Consider the following 22,289-nt stretch of genomic DNA (forward strand, 5'->3'; position numbering starts at 1 on the left):
ACGCCCCCTCCCGGTACCGTCGACGCCGGTTCTGAAGACCGGTTCCGACGAGACGGGGGGCGACGTGGCCGGAGAGCGGCGGCGCATCGAGACGCTGGACGTGCTGCGCGGGTTCGCGCTGTGCGGGATCCTGCTGGTGAACATCGGCCCGATCACCCATATGGGGTACGAGGCGATCGAGGCGGGCCGGATATCCGGCCCCGAGGCCCCGGAGCTCTGGCTGCACATGCTGGTGGCCGGCCGGTTCTTCCCGATCTTCTCGTTCCTGTTCGGGATCGGGTTCGCGATCTTCCTGGACTCCGCCGCCGACCGGCACCCGCGGCCCCGGCTGCTGCTGCTCCGCCGGCTCGTCGCCCTCGGGCTGCTCGGCGCGCTGCACCAGACGGTCCACCCGGGCGAGGCGCTGCTACCCTACGCCGTGTTCGGCCTGCTCGTGCTGGTTCCGGCGAGCTTCCTGCCGCGCTGGGCGGTACTGGCCGGCGGCGCGGCCGGGGCGGTCGCCGGCGTCACCCTGGTGAGCGGCGGGATGATGCTGATCCCCGGGATGTTCCTGCTCGGCATGGCGGCCGCCCGGTACCGGGTCCCGCAGCGGCTGGACCGGCTCACCGGCTGGACCGGGCTCGCCTTCGCGCTGTTCGCCGCGGCCGCGGTGCCCGCCGCCCTGTGGCAGTGGGGCGAGGTGGAGAACACCGGGTTCAGCACCTCCAGCGCGGTCGCCGGCCTCGCCATGGCCGGGGCGTACGTGACCGGGCTGTGCCTGCTCATGCGCACCCCGCTGGCCGGGGTGCTGCACCGGCTGCTCTCCCCGCTGGGCCGGATGGCGCTGACCAACTACACCACCGCGACGCTGGTGGTGCTGGCCGCCGGGTGGGCGCTGGACTTCTCCGCCCAGGACCGGTGGGGCGCCCTGTTCGCGCTGGCCGCCTCGGTGCTCGCGGCCCAGTGGGTGCTCTCCGTGCTGTGGCTGCGCGCCTTCCGGTACGGCCCGCTGGAGTGGGCCTGGCGGTGCGTGACCTGGTGGCAGGTGGTCCCGCTGCGCCGCGGGACCCGGCAGACCGCGCCGGTCGCGGCCTGACCCGCCGCCCCCGCTCCGCGCTGCCTTTGCGCCGCGGCCCCTCCCGGAGCGCTCCGGGAGGGGCCGCGGCGCGCCGGGCCGGCGTCCGGGGGCCTCCTGCGAGGGCGGCCCCGCCGGCCGGCCCTAGCCGTTCTTCTTGTACTCGGTGATGTCCATCGAGGCCGCCACCTCGTCGTAGACCTTGGCGTAGGCGGGGTCGGCCGCCGGGACGTACACCAGCACGTCGCTCTCGGGCAGGAACCACATGCGCACCTCGAAGGCGGCCCCGCCCTCGCAGGTGACCTCCCAGACCCGGTGGTGCGACTTGAGGCCGTCGGCGTGCTGGGTCAGCTCGCCCTTGCCCACCGTGAACGCGGCCTTCTCCGCCTTCTTGCCGTCCGCGCCGGGCGCCAGGCACTCCTTGCCGCCGCCGGTCCAGCCGCCCTCCTGGTTGAAGGCGGAGCCCTTCTTCGGCCACTTGCCCGGGTCGCTCGCGGCGGCCTTGGGCAGCACCTGGACCGCCCCGTAGCCGCACGCCTGGCCGCCGGGCGGGGTCATGCACAGCTTGCCGCCGTCGGCGGTCGCCGCCCAGTCCTGGGGCACATCGATCGCGATGCCCTGGAAGTCGGTGGGAGTGTAGGAGGACTCCGCGGCCGGGACGACCTCGCTGTAGGCGTTCTCCGCCGTGGCCCGCGCCTCGTCGGGGGCGTCCCCGCCCCCGCCGCACGCCGCCGTGAGCAGGAGCAGCGCCGACGCCCCGCCGGCGCGCACAGCCGCTCTACCCCACATCGCCTCTGCCTCCAAGGTCGGCCGATCGGACGGAACCGACCATAGCGGGCCCGGCGGGCTCCCCGCGCCGCGCCTCGGCTCAGTAGCCTGGTGGGCATGGCGGACCTTGCACAGCTTCTCGAACCACTGGCCGAGCTCCGGGGCAGGCGGCGCGCGCCGCTGGTACTGGAGCTGGATCTGACCGAGGCGATCATCGACGAGCCGGCGGCCCCGCCGGTGGCGCAGCTGCTGGGGCGGCGCCGGCAGCGCTTCGCCGACGTGATCGAGGGGGTGCGCAGAGGCGCGCACGACCCCCAGGTGGTCGCGCTGGTCGCCAAGGTCGACGGGCGCTCCCTCGGGTTCGCCAAGGTGCAGGAGGTGCGGGACGCGGTGCGCGCCTTCCGCGCCGCGGGCAAGCCCACCGTCGCCTGGGGCGAGTCGATCGGCGAGTTCGGCCCCAGCACCGTCGGCTACTACCTGGCGACCGCGTTCGAGGAGATCGCGCTGGGCCCCACCGGCACCCTCGGGCTCACCGGCATCTCCATGCGCGCCTACTTCCTGCGCGAGGCCGCCGACCGGCTCGGCATCGAGACCGAGGCGGGCGCCCGGCACGAGTACAAGACCGCGGTGAACATGCTGACCGAGCGGGACTTCACCGAGGCGCACCGGGAGGCCGCCGAGCACCTGGTCTCCTCGCTCTCGGAGCAGGTCCGGGCGGGCATCGCCGAGGCGCGCGGGCTGACCGCCGAGCGGGTCGCCGAGCTGACCGCCCGCGGTCCGCTGCTGGCCGGCGAGGCGCTGGAGGCCGGGCTGGTCGACCGGCTCGCCTACCGGGACGAGGTCTACGCCGAGCTGCTCGGCCGGTTCGGCGAGCCGCGGCTGCGCTACGTCCCCCGGTACAACCGGCACAAGGCGGCCGAGCGGGTGCCCGCGCCGGGCCGCCAGGACCAGATCGCGCTGATCACCGCGCACGGGGCGATCCACAGCGGCCCCAGCCGGCGGTCGCCGGTCTCCGGTTCGACCAGCGCCGGCTCGGACACGGTGGGCGCGGCGTTCCGCGCGGCCCGCCGCGACCCCTCGGTGCGGGCCGTGGTGTTCCGGGTGGACAGCCCGGGCGGTTCGCACTCGGCCTCCGACGTGATCCGCCGCGAGGTCCGGCTCACCTGCGAGGCGGGCACCCCGGTCATCGTCTCCATGGGCGACGTGGCCGCGTCCGGCGGCTACTACGTGGCGCTGGGCGCCCGCAGCGTGGTCGCCCAGCCCGGCACGGTCACCGGGTCGATCGGGGTGTTCATCAGCAAGCCGGTCACCGCCGGCCTGCTGGAGAAGCTGGGGGTGGGCACCGGCAGCGTGGACAGCGACCCGCACGCCGCCATGTTCGAGCCGGCCCGCAGGTTCACCGAATCCGAGTGGGAGCGGGTGAACGCCCTGCTGGACGCGGTCTACGCCGACTTCACCGGCAAGGTCGCCGAGGCCCGGGGGCTCGACCCCGAGCAGGTGGACCGGCTGGCCCGCGGCCGGGTGTGGAGCGGCGCCGACGCGCACCGCAGCGGCCTGGTGGACGAGCTGGGCGGCCTGGAGACCGCGGTGCGGCTGGCCCGCGAGGCGTCCGGGGCGGAGAGCGCGCCGCTGCGCCCGTTCCCCCGGCCCAACCCGGTGGAGCGGCTGCGCCCGGCCGAGTCCAGCGAGGAGCGGACCGCCGCGCAGAGCCGGCTGGACGCCTGGGGCCCGCTGGCCGAGCTCTCCGCCCGGCTCGGGCTGCCCGCCGAGGGCGTGCTCTCCCTCCCCGGCGACTGGCGGGTCCGGTGAGCGGCTACACCGAGGCGATGGCCGCCCTGCCCACAGGGGTGTGCGTGGTCACCGTGAACGACGACCGGGACGACATCGGCAGCACGGTGAGCGCGTTCGCGTCCATCTCCGCCGATCCGCCGATCGCCATGCTCAGCGTGATCGCCGACGGCTACCTGCGCGAGGTGATCGACGAGCGGCGCGCCTTCGCGGTGAGCGTGCTCGGCGAGGGCCACCGGGCGATCGCCGGCAGGTTCGCCGCCGAGGGCCGGCCCAGCGCCCGGCTGCTGCTCGCCGCCGAGGAGCACCACCGCGGCGCGGCCACCGGCGCGCTGGTGCTGGACGGGGCGCTGGCCGCGTTCGAGTGCGCGGTGCTGCAGCGGGCCGAGGTCGGCGACCACGTGGTCTACTTCGCCGAGGCGGCGGTGCTTCCGGAGGTGGCCGGCGCCCGCGCGGGCTCCTCGCCACTGGTCCGGTACGGCGGGCGCTACCGCACCCTCGGCTGATCCAAACTCTCTGCAGAGGTGGGATCGCACCCCCCGGCCGGGAGCCGGTTCTGCTGGCGGCGCCAGTTCACAGGAGCCCGGGCGGGGGGTGCAATGGGGGTATGGACGGCTTCTACACGGTTCTCGGCATCCTCGCGGCCGGACTCATCCTGGCCATGATCCTCTGACCTCCGACCCCGGAATCGGACCCCTGACCCCGGAGCAAGCCCTCCCGTCACCCACCCCCACCCTCAACGGAGGCCCTGCGGGCCGCAAACCACACACCCGTCACCCGCCCTCAGCAGAGACCCTGCCGCCCCTCACCGCGGCGGCCGGGGGCGCCCGGCCGCCTGCCCGGCGCCCCCGGCCGCCGCGGAGGGGACGGGGCCCTCTCAGGCCAGGCCCTTCTCCTGCAGCCAGTCGGCGGCGACGTCGGCGGGGCTCTCGTGCTCGATGCTGACCCGCTCGTTGAGCGCGGCCAGGTCATCGGTGGTGAGTTCGGCGGAGACCGCGTTCAGCGCCTCGCGCGCCGCGTCGTCCACCGAGGCGTCGTGGATCAGCGGCACCACGTTCTGCGCGCCGAAGACGTTCTCCGGGTCCTCCAGGGTGACCAGGTCCTCGGTGGCGATCGCCGGATCGGTGGTGAACAGGTTGGCGGCCTGGATGTCGCCGTCGGTCAGCGCCTGCGGAAGCAGCGCCGGCTCCAGCGACTCGAACCGCTTGAACTCCAGCCCGTAGGCCTTCTCCAGCCCGGGGACGCCCTGCGGGCGGCTCTCGAACTCCGGCGGCCCGCCCAGCACCATGTCCTCGGAGACACCGGACAGGTCGCCGATCTCGGTGAGGTCGTTCTCCTCGGCGGTCTTCCGGGTGACGGTGATCGAGTCCTTGTTCTCCGCCGCCGCGGAGTCCAGGATGCTCAGCCCGTCGGGCAGCGCCTCCTCGACCCGCTCGTCGGTCTCCTCCCGGTTCCCCGGCTCGGCCTTCTGGTCGAGGTAGAGCAGGATGCCGCCGTTGTACTCGGGGAGCACCGACAGGTTCCCGGACTCGATCTGGTTGTAGTAGACCTCCCGGCTGCCGATGTTGAGCTTGGTCTCCACCTCCTGGCCGGCGTTCTCCAGCGCCTGGGCGTAGATGTTGGCGAGCAGGGTGGACTCGGGGAAGTCGGCGGAGCCGACGACGATCGCGCCGCCGGAGCCGTTGGCGGCGCCTCCCTCGGAGTAGGGGTCGGAGGCCCCGCAGGCACCCGCCGCCAGCAGCAGCGGAACGGCCGCGGCCGCGGCGGTGATCCGGGTAGGGATGGCCATGGCGCACCTTCTCGGTTCTTGGACGTCGGGGACGGTTTCAGCGGCGGCCGGCGGCCGCGCCCGCGCGCAGCCCCCGTGCCACCGCCACTCGACTGAGCAGGGCGAAGAGTGCGATGACCAGCACCGCCAGCAGGACGACCAGCAGCGACCCGCCGGCGACCATGCCGAACTCCTGGCGCTTCTGCCCGTCGAAGATGAACTTTCCGAGGCCGCCGGCCCCGGCGTAGGCCGCGATGGTGGCGGTGGCGACCACCTGGATCGCGGCGGTGCGCAGGCCCAGCAGCATCATCGGGGCGGCCACCGGCAGCTCCAGCCGGAACAGCACCTGCGATGCGCGCATGCCCATCCCCCGGGCGGCGTCGGTGAGGCCGGGCTCCACCGCGCGGACCCCCTCGTAGGTGTTGACCAGGATCGGCGGGATCGCCAGCACCACCAGCGCCACCTCGATCGGCACCAGCCCGATGCCCATCAGCAGCACCACCAGGAACATCACCCCGATGGTGGGCAGCGCCCGGCCGACGTTGGCCAGCGTCACCGCGAGGAAGCCGCCCCGCCCGGTGTGTCCGGTGACCAGGCCGGCCGGGATCGCGATCAGCGCGGCGACGGCCATCGCCAGCACCGAGTAGAGGACGTGCTCGCCGAACCGGGCCGGGATGCCGGCCGGGCCGGACCAGTTGGCCGGGTCGGAGAACCAGGCCGCCATCAGGTCGCCGACGCTCATCGCCGCACCCCCGCCCCGGTGCGCCGCGCCCACGGGGTGAGCAGCCGCTGCACCGCCACCAGTACCGCGTCCACCAGGAAGGCCAGCGCCACGGTGAGCAGCACGCCGACGATGATCGGGGTGGCGAACCGGTTGTTGAAGCCGTCCCGCAGGATCAGCCCGCCCAGGCCGCCCAGGCCGACCAGGGAGGCGACGCTGACCATGCTGATCGTGGAGACCGCGGCGACCCGCAGCCCGGCGATCACCGCGGGGACCGCGACCGGCAGCTCCACCTGGACCAGCCGGCGCAGCGGGCCGAAGCCCATCGCGACGGCGGCCTGGCGGACGTGCTCGGGGACCTGGCGCAGCCCGTCCACCACGTTGGGCACCAGGATGGCCAGGGTGTAGACGGCCAGCGGCAGCACCGCGGTCCAGATGGTCAGCCCGGTGTAGGGCAGCAGCAGGAAGAAGAGCGCGATGGAGGGCAGCGCGTAGAGCACGTTCACCGCGCCGAGCAGCGGCGGGTAGGCCCTCGGCCAGCGCGCGGCGGCGATGCCCAGCGGCAGTGCGACCAGCAGGCCCAGGGCGATCGGGATCAGCGACAGCTGGAGGTGCTGGAGCAGGGCGGTGCCGATCGGGTCGGCCAGGCCCCGTTCGATCCACCCCCAGTGGATCAGGCCGCCGTCACCCATCGGGGCTCCCCACCGACCAGATGGCGGCGCCCAGGTCGGTCTGGGCGACGACGCCGACCACCGCGCCCTCGGCGTCCACCCCGACCGCGCGCCCCGCCGGGGAGAGCACCGCCGCGTCCAGCGCGGCGCGCAGCGAGTCGGTCCGCACGTGGAAGATGTGGCCGTAGCCGACCAGGTCCATCCCGTCCACCGGGCGGCCGGCGGGGGTGCGGGCCAGTTCGTCGGCGGAGACCCAGCCCAGCGGGCGGCGCGCGCCGTCGGCGACCAGCAGCCACGGCTCGCCGGTCCGCTCGGCCAGCGCGAGCGCCTCGCCCGCGGTGGCGCCGTGGTCCAGCACCGCGTCGCTCCGGAGCTGCAGCGCCGATGCGGGGAAGAAGGAGAGCCGGCGCACACCGCGGTCGTAGCCGATGAAGCGCTCGACGAACTCGTCGGCCGGCTCGGCCAGCAGCCGCTCCGGCGGGTCGTACTGGGCCAGCCGCCCGCCGGGGCGGAACACCGCGATGCCGTCGCCGAGCTTCACCGCCTCGTCGATGTCGTGCGTGACGAAGAGGATGGTCTTGTGCAGCTCGCCCTGGAGGCGGATCAGCTCGTCCTGCAGGCCGGTGCGGACCACCGGGTCGACCGCGCTGAACGGCTCGTCCATCAGCAGCACCGGCGGGTCGGCGGCGAGCGCGCGGGCCACCCCGACCCGCTGCTGCTGCCCGCCGGAGAGCTGGTGCGGGTAGCGGCGCCCCTGGGCGGCGTCCAGGCCGACCAGCTCCAGCAGCTCGCCGGCGCGGGCCCGCGCCTTGCGGCGCCCCCAGCCCAGCAGCAGCGGCACGGTGGCGACGTTGTCCAGCACGGTGCGGTGCGGGAACAGCCCGGCCTGCTGGATGACGTAGCCGATGGAGCGGCGGAGCAGCGCGGGGTCGCGGTCGGTGACGCTCCGGCCGTCGATGGAGACGGTGCCGGAGGTGGCCTCCACCATCCGGTTGACCATCCGGAGGGCGGTGGTCTTGCCGCTGCCCGAGGAGCCGACGAAGACGGTGGTGCGCCCGGTGGGGGCCTCCAGGTCGAGTCCGTCGACGGCCACGGTGCCGTCCGGGTAGCGCTTGCCCGCGCCCTCGAAGGTGATCATCGGCCGGCCGCGATCCAGTTCGGAAGCTCGTTCAGGGAGTCGATGACGACGTCGGCGTGCTTGGCGTCGGGCCGGTCGGCGTGCAGGTAGCCGAGCATCCCGCGGCGGATGAGCGCGGTGCGCATGCCGGCCGCGCGGGCGGGCAGCACGTCGTTGTCGACCCGGTCGCCGACGTAGAGGATCTCGGCCGGGGGGACGCCGGCGACGGCGGCCACCCGGGTGAAGAACGCGGGGTCGGGCTTCTGCACGCCCCACTCGTCGGAGACGTGCACCCCGTCGACGGGCAGCTCCATCGCCTCCAGCGCGGGGCGGGCCTGGACCGGCTGGTTGCCGGCGATGACGACGGACAGCCCCATCCCGCGCAGGGCGCCCAGCGCGCCGCGCACGTCGGGGTAGAGGTCCTCGGCGTCGAAGCCGTCGGCGAGGGTGCCGGGGTCCTCGGCGCGCCAGGCGCGCACCTCGGCCTCCAGGTCGAAGTCGGGTTTGACCAGGCGGAACGCGTCCATCAGCGGGCGCCCCCGGGCGAGGAGGCCGCCCATCAGGCCGAAGAAGGCCAGCCGCGGCACGCCCAGCCGGTCGGCCCAGCGGGAGAAGATGCGCGTCTCGTCCACGAGGGTCTCGCCGACGTCGAACACCACACTGCGAATCGTCACGAATGGGACGCTAACACGGGCGGACGACGGAGTGCGGGCACCACGCGAAATCCCTACTGGATCAGTGTACTTTTTCGGCCGGCTTCGGCGGCGGGCGCAGCACCGCGAACTCGTCGGTGACCTCCAGGTGCGAGACCCGGAACCGGAAGACCGCGGCGGGCCGGCCGCCGGACCGCCCGGAGGGCACCGAGCGCCCGGTCTCCTCGATCTGGCCGCGGCGGAGCAGTACCCGGCGCAGGTTGGTGGCGGCGACGTCGTGCCCCAGCGCGGCCCGGTAGTACCCGGAGAGCTGGGACATGGTGAACTCCGGCGGGGCCAGGGCGAAACCGATGTTGGTGTAGGAGAGCTTGGCCCGCAGCCGGCGCCGCCCGGAGTGGACGATCGCGGCGTGGTCGAAGCCCATCGGCGGCAGCTCGGAGATGGCGTGCCAGGCGGTGTCGTCCGGGATCACCGGCTCGTTGTGCGCGGGGACCAGGCCCAGGTAGGCGGTGGCCAGGGTGCGCCCCTCCGGGTGCCGGTCGGGGGCGCCGCGGGTCTCCAGCTGCTCCAGGTGGGCCAGGTCCCGGACGTCCACCTTCTGCGCGAGCTGGCGGCGCATCGACTGCCCCAGCCCCTCGTCCGCGCCGAGCCGCCCGCCCGGCAGCACCCAGTCGCCCTCGAACGGCGGCTGCGCCCTGCACCACAGCAGGACGCAGAGCCGACCGGCCCTGACCTGGAAGACGACCGCGAGCACCTCGTGCGCAGCCACCCCCACCCGGGCCTCCTCCATGTCTCGTACCGCGCCTGTCCCTCCCATGACCCCCCATGTTAGGCTGTCTCAAGTTTTCGCCTGAAAGACTAAAACCCCCGAAGGAAGTACCGGACATGACCGAACCGGACCGGGCCGCCGAGATCCGCCGCCTCGCCGACGAGCAGGGCGCCGTGATCCTCGCGCACAACTACCAGCGGCCGGAGATCCAGGACGTCGCCGACCACACCGGCGACTCCCTCGCCCTGTCCCGGCTGGCCGCGCGGGTCGAGGCCGAGACCATCGTCTTCTGCGGGGTCCACTTCATGGCCGAGACGGCCAAGATCCTCGCCCCGGAGAAGACCGTGCTCCTCCCCGAGCCGGAGGCGGGCTGCTCGCTGGCCGACACCATCACCGCCGAGGACGTCCGGGCCTGGCGGGCCGAGCACCCGGACGCGGTCGTCGTCGCCTACGTCAACACCACCGCGGCGGTCAAGGCCGAGACCGACATCTGCTGCACCTCGTCCAACGCCGCCGACGTCATCCGCTCCATCCCGGCCGACCGGGAGATCCTCTTCCTGCCCGACCAGTTCCTCGGCGCCCACGTCAAGCGGGTCACCGGGCGGGAGAACATCCACGTCTGGATGGGCGAGTGCCACGTGCACGCCGGCATCGACGGGCAGACCCTGCGCGAGCGCGCCGCCGCCGAGCCCGACGCCGAGCTGTACGTGCACCCCGAGTGCGGCTGCGCGACCTCCGCCCTCTACCTGACCGGCTCCGGCGCGGTCCCCGAGGAGCGGGTGAAGGTGCTGTCCACCGGCGGCATGCTCGCCGCGGCCGAGAAGACCCGCGCCGACAAGGTGCTCATCGCCACCGAGACCGGCATGCTGCACCAGCTGCGCGCGGCCAACCCGACCACCGTCTTCGAGCCGGTGAACCCGCGTGCCGAGTGCCACTACATGAAGATGATCACCACCGACAGCCTGCTCCGGTCGCTGCGCACCGGCTTCGGCGAGATCTCCGTGGACGCCGGCACCGCCGACCGGGCGCGCCGCTCGGTGCAGCGGATGATCGAGATCGGCACCCCCTCCCGCGGCGGAGAGTGAGCCCCCCGCCGCCCGGACACCGCGGCGGGCCCGCTCCCCCGGGGGCGGGCGGCACGGGCGCCCGGCCCGGACGGAGGGCAGGGCGCCCCGGGCCGCCGCCGGAGGAGGGAAGGGGCTCCGGCCCCTCCCCTCCTCCGGCGGTGCGGGGCACCGCCCTCCGCCCGCGTCCCGCCCGCGGGACGCGGGGGCTCCCGCCGGCGCCCTCGGCGCCCGGAACAGCAGAGCGGATCCGGATCCCGGCCGCGCGCGCTCCGGCGCCACCTGGAATTCCCCCTGGGGGACGAACCGGGCGTTCCACACCGGACCGATCGCGGCGGCGCGCAGCACCCGGACGCCCTGCCCGCGGGGCCGATAGCGGGAGGACGGTAACGAACTCCTCACTGTCGGGACACACATCGCCGACTCCGCGAGCGCACCGGTACCGGTCCGGCTAGCGTCGGGTCCTACCGCGGAGGACGCCCCTGATGACGACGGAGCCGGAGCGGCGCTACGACGCCTTCGCCCCCGCCCTGTACCGGTACTGCTGGTCCCTGGTCGGCCCGCAGGCGGCAGAGGCCGCGCTGCGGCGCGCCCTGCTGGCCGCACCTCGGCTGGCCGGCGAGCTCTCCGACCCCGACGACCTGCAGCCGTGGCTGTTCGCGCTGGCGCGCACCGCCTGCCGGCACCGCGGGTTCGCCGCCGCCTCCCCGTACGCCGCCCTGGCCGCCTCCGCCGAGGAGCGGCCGGTCGCGCAGATGCTCGCCGGGCTGCCGCCCAGCTCCCGCGAGATGCTCGAACTCCACCTGCGGCACGGGCTGACCGCCTCCCAGATCGCCAAGGTCTGCGGGCTGGACCGGGAGACCTGCGGCGAGCTGTGCCGCGCGGCCGAGCGGCGCGCCGCCGAGCTGCTGCCCGACCCGGCCGCGGCGCTGGCGCTGCTGGAGCCGCCCGGACCGCCGCCCGGCCTGCTCTCCGGCCCGCTCGGCGGCCGTGCCGAGGCGGCCGAGGCCGCCGGGGAGATGCGGCCGCTGGGCCCCGACGGGTTCCCGCTGCACCGCCGCCGCGGAGCGGACCTCCCCACCGGGCCGGCCGCCGGCCCCGGCCCGGCCGGGGCCGCGGAGGCGCCCCGCGAACGGGAGCCCAGACCGCTGCCCGAAGACCGGGTGACCACCGCCGACGTGGGCGCCCCGCTCCGCCCCGAGCAGGTCCGCGACGAGCACCGGGCCTGGTCCTGGGCCGCGGTCTCCGGTCTGGTCACGGTCGCACTGGCGCTGATGCTCTCGGCGGCGGTCCTGCTCAGCGGCCCGGGCACGGTGGCCGGCGCGGGCCCGCCGCCGGTCGGCACCGGTGCGCCGGCCACCGCCCGGGCCACCGCGCCGGCCGACCGCGGGGACGCCCCCGGCGGGGCCCCCTCGCCCCGGCCGGAACCGTCCGCCGCCGCCTCCTCGCCCGGTGCCGGCGGCGGGCCGGGCGCCGGGGAACCCGGGGGCTCCGGAGCGCCGGGCACCGATCCGACGGGCGGTCCGTCCGCGCCGCCGGCCGCACCGGAGGAGCCCGCCCCCGAGCCGTCCCGCACCGCGGACCCCGCTCCCCCTCCCCCCGAACCGAGCGGCACCGCCCCGCCGCCCACCCAGGGCCCGCCGAGGTCGGGACCGGTCACCCGGCTCCTGGACGGCATCGCCGAGTTCTTCTCCCCCGAATGACCACCGGGCGGCCCCCTCTTTCCGACCGCCGCCCGACCGCCGCTCCCGGGCCCGGACCGGGCGGCCGCCCGGACTCGGCCGCCGACGGCCGCCGGGAGGGGGGAGCCGCGCCGCCCGGCCGGGACGGCGCGGACCGGAGCCCCAGGAAGGCGGAGCCGCCGGGCGGACCGGGCGAGCCCCTGCCGGAAACGGGCGGACCGCAGGTACCGGGACGGCTCCGCCCCTGGGAAGCGCCCCTTCTCCGTCCCCCGCACCGCCCCGGACCGGCCCGCCGGGACGGCGCGGACCGAAGGCCCGAGAGAACGGAGCCGCCGGGCGGACCCGGCGAGCCCCTGCCGGAAACGGGCGGACCGCACGGCCCTGGGACGGGCCACCGGCTCACCCCGGCGCCTCCCGGGGCGATCGGTCCGGATGCGGGCGGCCGCCGCCTCCCGGACCACCGGAGCGCCCCTCGGAGCACGGCCCCGCCGCGCCCGCCGGAAACGGCGACCGCCCGGCCCGCGCCGACCGCTCTGTCGCCGAACGCCCTGCCGCCGACCGGAGCGAGAAGGCCTCCGACGGCGCCGCCCCGCCCCCCGGCGGCGAAGAGGGCGTCTTCAGCCGGGTGGCGGAGAACGCCCGCCGGCTGAGCAGCCTGTTCGGCGGTCCCGACACGGGCCGCGCCGAAGAGCCGCGCCGCCCCCGGAAGAACGGCGCGGAAGAGCGCACCGCCCCCGCCGACCGCCCCGCCTGCGCCCTCTCCTCGGCCCGGGTCAGCCGTCCGTGCGCTGCAGGATCGCCCCGGTGGCCATCGCGCCGCCGGCGCACATGGTGACCAGGGCGGTCTCCCCGCCGCCGCGCTCCAGTTCGTGCAGGGCGGTGGCGACCAGCCGGGCGCCGCTCGCGCCGACCGGGTGGCCCAGGGCGATGGCGCCGCCGTTCACGTTGACCCGGTCCAGGTCGGGGCGGAGCACCGAGGCCCAGGAGAGCACCACCGCGGCGAAGGCCTCGTTGACCTCCATTAGGTCGAGGTCGCCCAGCGCCATCCCGGCGGACTTCAGCACCGTGCGGGTCGCCTCGATCGGGCCGTCCAGGTGGTAGTGCGGCTCCGCCCCGACCAGGGCCTGGGCGCGCAGCCGGGCCCGCGGGCGCACGCCCAGCTCGGCGGCGCGGGACCGGCTCATCAGCAGCACGGCGGCGGCCCCGTCGGAGATCTGCGAGCTGGTCCCGGCGGTGTGCAGGCCGCCCTCGGCCACCGGCCGCAGCCCGGCCAGCCCTTCGGCGGTGGTCTCGCGCAGCCCTTCGTCGCGGGCCAGCTCCGGCAGCGCGGCGACCTCCCGGTCGAACCGGCCCTGCGCCCAGGCGCGGGCGGCCAGCCGCTGCGAGCGGACGCCCCAGGCGTCCAGGTCGGCCCGGCCCAGCCCGCGCCGGGCGGCGATCCGCTCCGCCGCGGTGAACTGGTCGGGGAGGTCGACGTCCCAGTCCGGCGGGCGGGGGTCGTCCGGGTGGACCGAGCGGCCCAGCGGCACCCGGCTCATCACCTCGACGCCGCAGGCCAGCGCGGTGTCCACCGCCCCGGAGGCGATCATCGCGGCGGCCAGGTGCACGGCCTGCTGGCCGGAGCCGCACTGGGCGTCCAGCGTGGTGGCCCCGGTCCGCCAGGGCAGCCCCGCGTACAGCCAGGCGTGCCGGCCGATGTGGTTGCCCTGCTCTCCGCCCTGGGTGACGCAGCCGGCGAAGACCTGCCCGACCTCGGCCGGGTCGACCCCGGAGCGGTCCAGAACGGCGCGCTGCGCCCGGCCGAGCAGCTCGACCGGTTTGACCCCGGCCAGCGCGCCGCCGCGCCTGGCGATGGGGGTGCGGACGGCCTCGACGACGACGGGCTCGGACAACGGGTCGGACATGCCGCCTCCTCCGACGGTGGAACCCCCGGGAGAGGCAGACTATAACCGGTTCTACTTCAGGGCCAGGGGTCCGTTGCGTCGTGGTTTCGGCCTACCAGAACCCGATTCAGGAACCGGCGAACAACCGGTCCGCGGCCACGGCCAGCCGCTGCTGGACCTGCTCCACGTCCCGGTGCCCCTTGAGGATCTCCAGCAGTTCGAAGATCCACACGCTCGCCAGCGACCCGACCAGGATGTACTCGGTCCCCTCCCGGTCCGGCTCGGCGCCCTCCGGCTCCGCGCCGCCGAAGGCCACCCGCCACAGCAGGTCGGTGATGCGCTGCCCCAGCTCGGTCTTGACCTCGGCCATGATCAGCGAGCGGACCAGCGCGTCGGCCAGCTCCGGTTCGCGCATCAGCCCCCGGGTGGCGCGCATCAGCACGTCCACGGTGCGCCCGGCGGCCCCCTCGTCGGCCGGCGGCCGGCGGCCGATGCTGGCCTCCAGCAGGTCCAGCTCCTCGGTGACCACCGCGACCACGAGGTCCATCTTGGAGGGGAAGTAGCGGTAGAGCGTGCCCAGCGCGACGCCGGCGCGCTCGGCCACCGTGCGCATCTGCATCGCCTCGACACCGCCGCGCAGCGCGAGGGCGGCCGCGGTCTGCACGATCCGCTTGCGGCGCTGGTTCTGACTCCGCGATCGCATCCCCATCGGCGCCTGGACCGCCACGGTGCCTCCCCCATCCTGCGTCGTCCACCCATAAGAACTCTTATAAGAACACGTTATCCAAGGATCGCTCACGAGTTCAGCCCTCGACAACTGTGGAGAAGACCTCATCGAACGATGTTGCAGCGGTATGACCACCCCTTGGGGATTCCTCTTCCCGGATCGGGCGACACCCACTAGAATCTGTTCTACTTAGCCGGCCGGGGCGCGACGGCCGGACACCGGCGAGCACGGCGAACGCAGGGAGCCGCACATGACGCGCCCGCACACCCTGACCTCCCTACTGGCCGCCCGCGCCCGCGACGACCGCCCCGCCCTGTACTTCGAGGACTCCACCTGGACCTGGCCGGAGTTCACCGAGCACTGCCGTCGCCACGCCACCGCCTTGCGGAGGTATCCGCAAGGCAGAGCCCTGCGGAGGCACCCGCACACCGCCGCGCGGGACCGCCCGCACGCCGGCGTCCTGCTGGACAACACCCCGGAGATGCTCTTCCTGCTCGGTGGGGCCGCACTCTCCGGAAGCGTCCTGGTCGCCCTGAACACCACGCGCTCCACCGAAGAACTGGCCCGTGACGTCAGCGCTACAGATTGTAATGTTCTGCTGGCCGGCGCCGCTACGGAATCCGCGGCAACCGACCTCGCCCGGGCCACCGGGCTGCCGCTGCACGACGCCGCCGCCTTCGCCCGCGGCGCCCCGGCCGCACCGCCGGGCGCCCTCGACCGGCCCGCCGACCCCGCGGCCCTCGTCATGCTGGTCTTCACCTCGGGCACCTCCGGCCGCCCGCGCGCGGTCCGGTTCAGCCACCGCAAGATCACCCTGCCCGGCGAGGCCATCGCCGCCGATCTGGGTCTGGGCCCGCAGGACGCGGTGTACTGCCCGATGCCGCTCTTCCACTCCGGCGCGGTGCTGGCCGCGTTCGCCCCGGCGCTGGCCTCCGGCGCGCCGATCGCGCTGCGGCGACGGTTCTCCGCCTCGGCCCTCCTCGACGACGTGCGCCGGTACGGCTGCACCTACCTGCACTACGTCGGCAAGGCCCTGTCCTACGCCGCCGCCACCGAGCCGCGCCCCGACGACGCGGACAACCCGCTGCGCGTCGCGTTCGGCAACGAGGCCCCGCCGGAGGCCCGGCGCCGCTTCGCCGAGCGGTTCGGCTGCCGCGTCATCGACGCCTACGGCTCCAGCGAGAACGCCATCGCCGTCCGCCCCTCCCCCGGCGGGCCGCCCGGGGCGCTGGGCCGGCTCCCCCCGGACGTGGCGATCCTCGACCCGGCCACCGGCGCCCCCTGCCCGCCCGGCGCCGTCGGCGAACTGGTCAACACCGCCGGCACCGGGCTCTTCGAGGGCTACTACGGCGACACCAGAGAGGGGGCCGAACGGGTGCGCGGCGGCCGCTTCCACAGCGGCGACCTGGCATACCAGGACGGCGACGGGTGGGTGTTCTTCGCCGGCCGGGAGCCCGACCGGCTCCGGGTGGACGGCGAGAACCTCGCGGCCGGGCCGATCGAGGAACTCCTCCGCGGCCATCCGCGGATCGCCGACGCGGCCGTCTACCCGGTGCCCGACCCGCAGGGCGGCGACCGGGTGATGGCCGCGCTGGTTCCCGCCGGGGGCGCCCGGTTCGACCCCGGGGGGCTCGCCGCGTTCCTGGCCGGCCGCACCGGCCCGGGAGCCAAGTGGGCGCCGCACTACCTGCGGATCGTCCCGGAGCTCCCGCTCACCGCCTCGCACAAGGTCCTCAAGCGCCGGCTGGGCGCCGAGGGCACCGACTGCGCCGACCCGGTGTGGGAGCGGCGCGGAGACCGCTACCTGTTGAGGAGCCGCATGGACTTCGGATTCGACGAGGAGCAGGAGGAGCTGCGCGCCCTGGCCCGCCGGGTGCTCGACGGCGAGGGCGGGGGCGGCGGCGCCTGGGCCGCGATGGCCCGGACCGGGCTGCTGGAGGCGGCCGCCCAGGGGGCGGTGCGCACCGCGATCGTGCTCCGCGAGGCCGCCGCCCGCGCCGCGCCGGTGCCCGCCCTGGCCGCGCTCGGCCTGGGCGCGCTGCCGGTCGCCATGGCCGGCACCGCCGAGCAGCGCGCCGCGCTCGCCCCGGTGCTCGCCGGAGAGCACCTGCTGACCGCCGGCTTCACCGGACCCGGCCCGGTGGCCGCGCACCCCGACGGCGACGGCTTCCGCCTGCACGGGGTGTGCGCCCCGGTCCCGGAGGCCGAGGCGGCGCGGACCCTGCTCGTCCCGGCCGCCCTCGACGGCGGCGGGACCGGGGTCTTCCTGGTCCCCGGGGACGCGGCCGGGCTGGCCGCGGCCGGCGAGCGGGTCGGCCTGGACGGTGCGGCCGTGCCCGCCTCCGCCCTGCTCGGCGGCGACACCAGCGGCGAGGCCGCCCGCACCCTGCGGCACTGCGCGCTGGCCGCGCTGGCCGCCACCGCCTCCGGCGCGCTGGCCGCGGCCCTGGAGCTGACCACCGAGCACGTGCGGACCCGGCGCCAGTTCGGCCGGGCCCTGGCCGAGCTGCAGGCGGTCACCATGAAGGTCGGCGACGTCTACGTGGCCGGGCGCGCCCTGGACGCGGCGCTGTGGGCCGGGGCGTGGCGGCTGGAGCGCGGCGCCGATGCCGAGGAGACCGCCTCGGTGCTGGAGTCGGCCGCGCTGCTCGCCACCGAGCAGGCCCTGGACGCCCTCTACACCGCCCAGCACCTGCACGGCGGGCTGGGCGTGGACGCCTCCTACCCGCTGCACCGGCACTTCTCCACCGCGCAGTGGGTCTCCCGGGCCCTCGGCGGACCGGAGGCCCGGCTCGACGGACTGGGCGCCCTGGCCGCCCGGGACCGGCCCGTGCACACCCTCGCCTGAAGGAGCGGCGCGTGTTCATCGACCTCACCGACGCCCAGCGCAAGCTCCGCGACGAGCTGCGCGCCTACTTCGCCACCGTGATGACCGACGCCGAGCGCCGCGACGCCGCCGACCCCGGGGTCTACCGGCGGGTGGTGCGCCGGATGGGCCGGGACGGCATGCTCGGCCTGGGCTGGCCGGCCGAGTACGGCGGCCGCGGCCTGGGAGCCGTGGAGCAGCAGGTCTTCGTCAACGAGGTGACCCGGGCCGAGGTTCCGTTCCCGCTGGTCACCCTGCAGACCGTCGGGCCGGCCCTGCAGCGGCACGGCTCCGAGGAGCTCAAGCGGGAGTTCCTGCCCGGCATCCTCGCCGGGGAGGTGCACTTCGCCATCGGCTACTCCGAGCCGGAGGCCGGCACCGACCTGGCGGCGCTGCGCACCTCCGCGACCCCCGACGGGCGCGGCGGCTTCACCGTCGACGGGCAGAAGATCTACACCTCCGGCGCGCACTTCGCCGACCACGTCTGGCTGGCCGTGCGGACCTCCCCCGACGCCCCCCGGCACAAGGGCATCTCGCTGCTCATCGCGGACACCTCCGACCCCGGCTTCTCCTGGACGCCGATCATCACCGCCGACGGCCAGCACCACACCAACGCCACCTACTACTCCGGCGTCCGGGTGCCCGCGGGGCGGGTGGTCGGCGAGGTCGACGGCGGCTGGCGGATCATCACCGACCAGCTCAACCACGAGCGGCTCACCCTCGGGCCGTCCGGGAACATCGCCCGGCTCTACGACCGGTTCCTGCACTGGGCGCGGAGCACCCCCGGGGCCGACCACCCCGCGGTGCGCCGCGCGCTCGGCCGGATCCACGCCTACCTGCGCGTCAACGAGCTGCTCAACTGGCAGGTCGCCGCGTCGATCGACACCGGGTGGCTGGGCGCCCCGGACGCCTCCGCGAACAAGGTCTACGGCTCCGAGCGGCTCCAGGAGGTGCCGCGGATCATCGCCGACACCGTCTCCCGGTTCGGCGACCCCGCCGACGAGGCCACCCGGTCGCTGCTGGAGCGGGCCGACACCGCCGCCAAGGGGGCACTGGTGATGACCTTCGGCGGCGGCGTCAACGAGGTGCAGCGGGAGCTCATCGCCACGCTCGGCCTCCGGCTGCCCCGGGCACCGCGGTGACCCGCGCCGCCCCACCCTCCGCCGCCCCCGCCGAGGGGGCGGACCCGCAGAAAGGCGCCCCATGACCGAATCCCCGCCCGAGGAGCTCACCGCCCTGGCCGAGGCCGCCCGCGCCCTCGGCGAGGTCGACGGCGGCCGGGCCGCCGACCCGGTGAACGCGCCGATGGCCCGGCACTGGCTGCACGCCATGGGCGACGGCAACCCGCGCTACCTCAAGGCCGGCGAGGCCCCGCCGGCGATGCTCCAGGTGTGGACCATGCGCGGCCTGGACCCGGAGCCGCACGGCACCGGGTCGGCCGTGGACGGGCTGCTGGAGTGGTTCGACGCCAACGGCCGCACCGGGGTGGTGGCCACCGACTGCGCCCAGACCTACCACCGCCCGCTCCGCTTCGGCGAGGAGCTCCGCTCCACCACCCGGTTCGGCTCGCTGTCCGGCCCCAAGCGCACCGCGATGGGGACCGGCTACTTCCTCACCTGGCACACCTGCTGGTACTCCGGGGAGGAGCAGGTGGGCGAGATGATGTTCCGGGTGCTCAAGTTCGCCCCGCCGGAGTCGCCGCCGCAGCGCCCGCCCCGGCCCGAGCAGTACCCGCTGCGGCCCGCGCGCAGCGCCGACACCGACTTCTTCTGGGACGGCACCGCCCGCGGCGAGCTGCGCATCCGCCGCTGCACCGGGTGCGGGGCGCTGCGCCACCCGCCCGGCCCGCTCTGCCCGCACTGCCGGTCCGCCGGGGCCGACCACGTCACCGCCTCCGGGGCGGGCACCGTGTACAGCTACACGGTGCACCACCACCCGCCGGTGCCCGGCCGCACCGCGCCGTTCGCCGTCGCGGTGGTGGAGCTGCCCGAGGGGGTCCGGGTGACCGGCGGCATCGTCGGCGCCGACCCCGCCGAGGTGCACGTGGGCATGCCGGTGCGGCTGGAGTTCGAGCGGGTCGGCCCCGACCTGGTGCTGCCGCAGTGGCGGCCGGGGACCGGCGAGCCGCTGCCCGCGCTGCACCTGCCGCTCACCCGCACCTCGATCACCGCCCAGGCCCTGGCCACCCGGGACTTCCAGAACGTGCACCACGACCCCGACGCGGCCCGCGCCCAGGGCGCCGCGGACGTCTTCATGAACATCCTGACCACCCAGGGGCTGGTGCAGCGGTACGCCACCGACTGGGCCGGGCCGGCCGCGCGGGTGCGCCGGATCGCGATCCGGCTCGGCGCCCCCAACCACGCCGGGGACTCGCTGCTGCTCACCGGCACCGCGGAGCGCTCCGGCCGCGCCACCGAGATCTCCGTGCGCGGCACCAACGCGCTGGGCACGCACGTCACCGGGACCGTCACCGTCGAAGAGGGGGAGGGCTGATGGGGCTGTCGCGCGCGGCGTCGATCGCCGGGATCGGCGCCACCGGGTTCTCCAAGGAGTCCGGCCGCACCGAGCTGCGGCTGGCCGCCGAGGCCGTGCTGGACGCGCTGGACGACGCCGGGCTGGCCCCGTCCGAGGTGGACGGCATGGTGACCTTCACCCAGGACTCCAGTTCCGAGATCGCCGTGGCCCGGGAGATCGGCGCCGGGCCGCTCCGCTTCTTCAGCCGGATCGACTACGGCGGCGGCGCGGCCTGCGCGACCGTCGCCCTGGCCGCGATGGCGGTGGCCACCGGCCAGGCCGATGCCGTCGTCGCCTACCGGGCGTTCAACGAGCGCAGCGGGCGCCGGTTCGGCCGGGCGATGCCCGAGGCGCACCGCAACCCGTCCTCGCAGGGCCTGGAGATGAGCTGGCACGTGCCGTTCGGCCTGGTCACCCCGGCCGCGTGGGTGGCGATGAGCGCCCGCCGCTACATGGCGGCCTCCGGCGCGACCAGCGAGGACTTCGGCCGGGTGGCGGTCGCGGCGCGCCGGCACGCGGCGACCAACCCGGCGGCCTGGTTCCACGGCCGCCCGATCACCCTGGAGGAGCACCAGGCCTCGCGGTGGATCGCGGAGCCGCTGCGGCTGCTCGACTGCTGCCAGGAGAGCGACGGCGGGGTGGCGCTGGTGGTGGTCTCCGCGGAGCGGGCCCGGTCGCTGCGCCGCACGCCCGCGGTGATCTCGGCCGCCGCCCAGGGGTCGGCGCCCGGCCAGCAGACGATGACCTCGTTCTACTCCGACGACATGGCCGGGCTGCCCGCGATGGGCGTGGTCGCGGAGGCGCTGTGGCGCCAGTCCGGTCTGGGGCCCGGCGATGTGCAGACCGCCGTTCTCTACGACCACTTCACCCCGTTCGTCCTGGTCCAGCTGGAGGAGCTGGGGTTCTGCGGCCGCGGCGAGGCCCGGCACTTCGCCGCCGACGGCGGGCTGGAGATCGGCGGGCGGCTGCCGGTCAACACGCACGGCGGCCAACTCGGCGAGGCCTATATCCACGGGATGAACGGCATCGCGGAGGCGGTCCGGCAGATCCGCGGCACCGCCGCCAACCAGCTGCCCTCCGTGCACAACGTGCTGGTCACAGCGGGAACGGGGGTGCCCACCAGCGGTCTGGTGCTGAGCCGGGAGTGAGCGGCGCGGGGCCCCGCCGTAAAATAGAACGGAATTCGGTTCTATGACGGCACGAGCAGGAAAGGCCGCGCGCATGCGGGACACCCCACCCGTGGAGGACCTGGGCAACGGCATCTGGAGCATCCCGGTGCCCATCCCGGGCAACCCCCTCGGCTACACCCTCGTCTACGCCCTGGAGACCCCGCGCGGCCCGGTGCTCGTCGACGCCGGCTGGCAGCACGAGGACTCCTGGCGGGCGCTCACCGCCGGGCTGCGCTCCATCGGCGCCGACCCCTCCGGGGTGCACGGCGTCGTCGTCACCCACTTCCACCCCGACCACTCCGGCCTGGCCGGCCGGGTCCGCGAGGCCTCCGGCTGCTGGATCGCCATGCACCACGCCGACATCGACGTGCTGCGCCGGATCGAGGCGCTCGGCGGCCTGCTCCAGGACGAGACCGAGGCCGCCCAGCTGCGGCTGGCCGGCGCCCCCGAGGAGGAGGTCGCCGCCTACGCCCTGCTCGACACCCGGATGGACCCGCCCGCCCTGCCCGACACCGCACTCGCCCACGGCGAGCTGGTCGACGCCCCCGGCCGCAAGCTCCGCGCGGTGTGGACCCCCGGCCACTCCCCCGGCCACATCTGCCTGCACCTGGAGGACGGCGACCACCTGTTCACCGGGGACCACGTGCTGCCCCGGATCACCCCGCACATCGGCCTCTACCCGTTCACCGAGCCCGGCGGCGGGCCCGACGACCGCGACCCGCTCGGCTCCTTCCTCGACTCCCTCACCCTCATCCCCGACATCGGCGCCGCGCACGCGCTGCCCGCGCACGAGCGCCGCTTCGACGACCTCGCCGGGCGCACCGGCGAGATCATCGCCCACCACGAGGAGCGGCTGGACCTCCTCGCCGGGGCGCTCGGCCCCGCCCCGCTCACCCTGTGGGAGCTCACCGCCGCCCTGCCGTGGAGCCGCGGCTGGGAGGCGATGGCCGTCCGGGCCCGCCGGATGGCCGCCTCCGAGACCGCCGCCCACCTGCGCACCCTGGAGCGGCGCGGCCGCGCCGCGCCCTCCCGGGGCCGCGGCGGCGTCCTGCTGTGGCAGCGCCCGTGAACACGC

At 75.6% G+C, this 22,289-nt stretch carries 19 protein-coding genes; 10 read left to right on the plus strand and 9 right to left on the minus strand.

What is annotated here, in order from left to right; genetic code table 11:
- Positions 1-64: 64 nt before the first annotated feature.
- A complete protein-coding gene (locus J0910_RS25655) occupies positions 65-1,075 on the plus strand; it encodes a DUF418 domain-containing protein (RefSeq protein ID WP_420161104.1) in 1,011 nt (336 codons plus the stop codon).
- A gap of 123 nt (positions 1,076-1,198) precedes the next feature.
- On the opposite strand, the gene J0910_RS25660 is transcribed toward J0910_RS25655, so the two are convergent.
- Complete coding sequence (locus J0910_RS25660; protein ID WP_420161105.1) at positions 1,199-1,825, minus strand: hypothetical protein; 627 nt, start codon at positions 1,823-1,825, stop codon at positions 1,199-1,201.
- Positions 1,826-1,939: 114 nt separating this feature from the next.
- Between J0910_RS25660 and sppA the strand changes: the two genes are divergently transcribed.
- Both sppA and J0910_RS25670 read left to right on the plus strand, forming a co-directional pair.
- Complete coding sequence (gene sppA, locus J0910_RS25665; protein ID WP_420161106.1) at positions 1,940-3,631, plus strand: signal peptide peptidase SppA; 1,692 nt, start codon at positions 1,940-1,942, stop codon at positions 3,629-3,631.
- On the plus strand, positions 3,628-4,116 hold the full coding sequence (locus J0910_RS25670; RefSeq protein ID WP_420161107.1) for a flavin reductase family protein: 489 nt from the start codon (positions 3,628-3,630) through the stop codon (positions 4,114-4,116). The genes sppA and J0910_RS25670 overlap by 4 nt, the downstream gene beginning before the upstream one ends.
- Before the next feature lie 371 nt (positions 4,117-4,487).
- On the opposite strand, the gene J0910_RS25675 is transcribed toward J0910_RS25670, so the two are convergent.
- The 6 genes from J0910_RS25675 to J0910_RS25700 all read right to left on the minus strand — a co-directional run bounded on the left by J0910_RS25675 (position 4,488) and on the right by J0910_RS25700 (position 9,357).
- The gene (locus J0910_RS25675) at positions 4,488-5,399 is read right to left on the minus strand and encodes an ABC transporter substrate-binding protein (protein WP_420161108.1); all 912 of its coding nucleotides are present in this window, start codon (positions 5,397-5,399) and stop codon (positions 4,488-4,490) included.
- 37 nt (positions 5,400-5,436) lie between these two features.
- Positions 5,437-6,120 carry an ABC transporter permease gene (locus J0910_RS25680; protein ID WP_420161109.1) on the minus strand — a complete coding sequence of 228 codons (684 nt, stop codon included), beginning with the start codon at positions 6,118-6,120 and terminating at the stop codon, positions 5,437-5,439.
- On the minus strand, positions 6,117-6,791 hold the full coding sequence (locus tag J0910_RS25685; protein ID WP_420161110.1) for an ABC transporter permease: 675 nt from the start codon (positions 6,789-6,791) through the stop codon (positions 6,117-6,119). Before J0910_RS25685 ends, J0910_RS25680 begins: the two co-directional genes overlap by 4 nt.
- Positions 6,784-7,908, minus strand: a complete 1,125-nt coding sequence (locus J0910_RS25690; RefSeq protein ID WP_420161111.1) for an ABC transporter ATP-binding protein — start codon at positions 7,906-7,908, stop codon at positions 6,784-6,786. Before J0910_RS25690 ends, J0910_RS25685 begins: the two co-directional genes overlap by 8 nt.
- The gene (locus J0910_RS25695) at positions 7,905-8,555 is read right to left on the minus strand and encodes an HAD family hydrolase (RefSeq protein WP_420162087.1); all 651 of its coding nucleotides are present in this window, start codon (positions 8,553-8,555) and stop codon (positions 7,905-7,907) included. The genes J0910_RS25690 and J0910_RS25695 overlap by 4 nt, the downstream gene beginning before the upstream one ends.
- A 67-nt stretch (positions 8,556-8,622) precedes the next feature.
- On the minus strand, positions 8,623-9,357 hold the full coding sequence (locus tag J0910_RS25700; protein WP_420161112.1) for an NUDIX hydrolase: 735 nt from the start codon (positions 9,355-9,357) through the stop codon (positions 8,623-8,625).
- A 68-nt stretch (positions 9,358-9,425) separates the two neighbouring features.
- Between J0910_RS25700 and nadA the strand changes: the two genes are divergently transcribed.
- Together nadA and J0910_RS25710 are read left to right on the plus strand one after the other, a co-directional pair.
- Complete coding sequence (gene nadA, locus J0910_RS25705) at positions 9,426-10,394, plus strand: quinolinate synthase NadA (RefSeq protein WP_420161113.1); 969 nt, start codon at positions 9,426-9,428, stop codon at positions 10,392-10,394.
- Between the two features lie 464 nt (positions 10,395-10,858).
- Positions 10,859-12,076, plus strand: coding sequence for a hypothetical protein (locus tag J0910_RS25710; protein ID WP_420161114.1), 1,218 nt, complete (start codon positions 10,859-10,861; stop codon positions 12,074-12,076).
- 752 nt (positions 12,077-12,828) lie between these two features.
- Here J0910_RS25710 and J0910_RS25715 read toward each other — a convergent pair.
- Both J0910_RS25715 and J0910_RS25720 read right to left on the minus strand, forming a co-directional pair.
- Positions 12,829-13,947 (minus strand): steroid 3-ketoacyl-CoA thiolase, encoded by a 1,119-nt coding sequence (locus J0910_RS25715; RefSeq protein ID WP_420162088.1) that lies wholly within the window; start codon positions 13,945-13,947, stop codon positions 12,829-12,831.
- Between the two features lie 118 nt (positions 13,948-14,065).
- Positions 14,066-14,641: a TetR family transcriptional regulator gene (locus J0910_RS25720; RefSeq protein ID WP_241485079.1), complete on the minus strand. Its 576-nt coding sequence runs from the start codon at positions 14,639-14,641 to the stop codon at positions 14,066-14,068.
- A gap of 274 nt (positions 14,642-14,915) precedes the next feature.
- Between J0910_RS25720 and J0910_RS25725 the strand changes: the two genes are divergently transcribed.
- From J0910_RS25725 to J0910_RS25745, 5 genes are all read left to right on the plus strand, one after another.
- Positions 14,916-17,513 (plus strand): AMP-binding protein, encoded by a 2,598-nt coding sequence (locus J0910_RS25725; RefSeq protein WP_420161115.1) that lies wholly within the window; start codon positions 14,916-14,918, stop codon positions 17,511-17,513.
- Between the two features lie 11 nt (positions 17,514-17,524).
- A complete protein-coding gene (locus J0910_RS25730) occupies positions 17,525-18,673 on the plus strand; it encodes an acyl-CoA dehydrogenase family protein (protein ID WP_420161116.1) in 1,149 nt (382 codons plus the stop codon).
- Positions 18,674-18,734: 61 nt separating this feature from the next.
- Entirely contained in the window at positions 18,735-20,024 is a 1,290-nt protein-coding gene (locus tag J0910_RS25735; RefSeq protein ID WP_420161117.1) for an OB-fold domain-containing protein, read from the plus strand.
- A complete protein-coding gene (locus J0910_RS25740; protein ID WP_420161118.1) occupies positions 20,024-21,193 on the plus strand; it encodes a lipid-transfer protein in 1,170 nt (389 codons plus the stop codon). Before J0910_RS25735 ends, J0910_RS25740 begins: the two co-directional genes overlap by 1 nt.
- A 73-nt stretch (positions 21,194-21,266) precedes the next feature.
- Positions 21,267-22,283 (plus strand): MBL fold metallo-hydrolase, encoded by a 1,017-nt coding sequence (locus J0910_RS25745; protein ID WP_420161119.1) that lies wholly within the window; start codon positions 21,267-21,269, stop codon positions 22,281-22,283.
- Positions 22,284-22,289: the final 6 nt, after the last annotated feature.

This window comes from Nocardiopsis oceanisediminis (assembly GCF_048595525.1).
In the GTDB taxonomy this organism is placed as follows: domain Bacteria; phylum Actinomycetota; class Actinomycetes; order Streptosporangiales; family Streptosporangiaceae; genus Nocardiopsis_A; species Nocardiopsis_A oceanisediminis.